Here is a 417-nt window from a genome sequence, read left to right as displayed (position 1 = left end):
GGATACTGATTCGTATCACAAATTTCTGGCATGTTTTCAAGAAAAGCGGCAACTCACAGAAAGTAAACTTGATGACCAGTTTGTGCCATTTACCAAAGACTTAGTAATTGTTGCATTGGTCATCGAAAGTCTACCTTTGACAGAAAGTTTGGTTCAAAAACTTACTTCAACAATTCAATGAAGTTTTAAAGTTTTTGTTAATTAAAGTCCTTTACCTCTGGTCTAGGACTTTTTGTTTCAGGAATATTCCCAGAAAATACAACTTCAACATTTCTACACTTTACTTGTAGCAAACCGTATTTTCTTCTGACATTTTTTACACAATCTGCAATATATGTCCTACCAGATTCAAAAAAAGAACTTTTTGCAAGATATGTACTAGTATTTGCCAAATGTGTCCTAACAGAATCGAGCAAT

General features: G+C 33.3%; 2 protein-coding genes. One reads left to right on the top strand and one right to left on the bottom strand.

The window, feature by feature from the left end; translation table 11 throughout:
* On the top strand, positions 1 to 181 hold a 181-nt coding region (locus tag BWI92_RS28010; RefSeq protein ID WP_217903519.1), incomplete at its 5' end, for a hypothetical protein.
* 16 nt (positions 182 to 197) lie between these two features.
* Here the strand turns inward: BWI92_RS28010 and BWI92_RS28005 are convergent.
* The coding region (locus tag BWI92_RS28005) for a hypothetical protein (protein ID WP_217903518.1) at positions 198 to 417 on the bottom strand (220 nt) is incomplete at its 5' end.

This window comes from Flectobacillus sp. BAB-3569 (genome assembly GCF_002270355.1).
Classification (GTDB): Bacteria; Bacteroidota; Bacteroidia; order Cytophagales; family Spirosomataceae; genus Flectobacillus; species Flectobacillus roseus.
The sequence above is the reverse complement of the archived record's forward strand: the minus strand, read 5'-3'. Positions and strand labels throughout refer to the sequence as shown.